This is a genomic window from Amycolatopsis sp. NPDC003731 (assembly GCF_053586895.1).
In genome coordinates, this window is record NZ_JBSFNC010000306.1 from 1 (window position 1) to 1,973 (window position 1,973).

General features: G+C 70.5%; 2 protein-coding genes. One reads left to right on the forward strand and one right to left on the reverse strand.

Annotated features, from left to right (window positions below; all coding sequences use genetic code 11):
* A partial coding sequence (locus ACWDN5_RS46730) for a CehA/McbA family metallohydrolase (protein WP_449680790.1) occupies positions 1-949 on the reverse strand: 949 nt, incomplete at its 3' end.
* Between the two features lie 296 nt (positions 950-1,245).
* On the opposite strand from ACWDN5_RS46730, the gene ACWDN5_RS46735 reads away from it, so the two are divergent.
* On the forward strand, positions 1,246-1,973 hold a 728-nt coding region (locus tag ACWDN5_RS46735; RefSeq protein WP_449680791.1), incomplete at its 3' end, for a DUF6345 domain-containing protein.

Below are 1,973 nucleotides of genomic sequence, written 5' to 3' on the forward strand. Positions count from 1 at the left end.
CGAGGCCCGGCGCCGCCGCGCGGCGTACTGGGCGTGCGGGCTGGGGATCTTCGTGTTCTGGAACGCCGGCGTGCTGGCCGGCGCGTTCGCGGGGATGCTCGGTGAAGCGCCGGAAGTCCCGCGGGTCGGCCGCGCGGTAGCGCCAGTCGATCCAGGTGCCGGCGGGCAGGCCGAGCGCGGGCCAGTGCCCGGACCGGGTCGTCACCTCTTCACCGTTGAGGATCAGCAGGTCGTCGGGGGCGTGGTTGCCCCAGACCAGCTGCGAGCTGGAGGTGTTGTGGTCGGTGGAGACGATGAAGTCGAGCCCGGCGGCGCGCGCGTCGGCGACGAGCTGCTCCGGCGTCCGCCGCCCGTCGGAGTGGACGGTGTGCAGGTGGCTGTCGCCGCGGTACCAGGCGCGGCCCCTGTCTCGCGCCGGAGCGGTTTCCGGGGCCGGGTTCGGTTTGAACGGCGCGCCGTCGGGACCGAAGGTGAGCGTGATGTCCACGCGGTAGTTCAGCCCCTGCGGCGCGACGGTGTACGGGCCGAGGATGACGTGCCACCGGCCGGGCTTGATCGGGCCGGCGAGGTAGCCGGGCGTGGCCTCGGACGCGCTGATCGAGAAGCGGTCGCGGAAGCCGCCGGACCAGCCGCGGAAGCCGCGCGCGTTGCCGACGTCGTGGCCTTCGGGGCCGAAGATGCCGATGTCGCAGGCGTTCCCGCGGGTACCGGCCGGCACCGGCGGCTTGTCGTAGGAGTAGACGACGTCGATCTGCCGGACGCCGCGCGGGACGTCGACGGGCAGGTAGTACCAGTCCGGCACGTCCGGTTTCAGCGTCCCGGTGACGGTCTGCGTCCGGCTCGTCCCGCCCGGCTGATCGGCGAACGCCACCCCCGGCAGCATCCCCGCGGCCGCCGCCACCCCACCGGCCCGCAACAGCGTCCGGCGGCTGAAGTCGTTCATGCGCACCTCCGCATCGGACGCTAGGCCCGCCAGGCGAACGCGGACGCGAACCGGCGGTGAACTTTCGGCCGAGCCCCCCGCTCGGCGAGATTTCGCCGCGGCCGTCGGCGGGACCTCGTGGCCGTCCACTGTGGCCGGTGCCCGCTGACCGCTTCCCGGCTTCTCGCAAAAACGTCCCACGGAATCGGTGCAGCGCTGAAAAAATTGCGCTGAAGGTGTGGCAAAAAGATGTATCCGAAAGTTTTCACCGCGTTGGCGGCTACCGTCCGATCGCTGCATTCTGCCACCCACGGGGAGGAATCATGGCACTGCTCAAGAACGGCGTGGTCACCGCGCCACCGGGGGCACCCGCCGGCGCGCGGGCGCTGACCTCGGCCGATCCGTTCGGCTCCGGGACCGGCCTCGCGGCCGACCGGGGGGCGAACCGGTACGGCGTCTGCTCCATCGAGGACTTCCCGCCCGGGATGAACGACCTTTCCTACACCCACGACGACGCCGGTGGTTTCTACAATTACGTCAAGCAGTTCACCGCGCCGAACTTCTGGTACACCGACGGTGGTGTGCTGTCGTGGATCTACGGCGAACAGTACGACGACTGGCAGGGCACCTACGGCTTCGACGCCTGCGTCGCCGAGTACCACTCCGGGCACGGGACGATGGACGGCAACGGGGTCTTCTGGATGCCGATGGGCGGCACCTGGGGCGGGTCGGCCTGGGCGAGCTCGGCCGACATGCGGCTGGGCAACGAGGTCGCGCGCTACCTCTTCTTCTCCACCTGCCTCTCGCTGCGCATCGGCGACGGCAACAGCCCGATCCGCACCTGGGACGCGGCCAACCTCGGCCTGCGGATGATCTTCGGCTTCGAGACGACCAGCGTCGACAGCCCGAACTACGGCGCCTACTTCTTCAGCAAGTGGAACGGCAACGGCCACAAGTTCAGCAAGGCGTGGCTGGATGCCTCCTGGGACATCGACCACCACCAGGCGCCGTCGGCCGTCGCGTGCGGGGCGACGCAGGCCGAGGCGCAGGA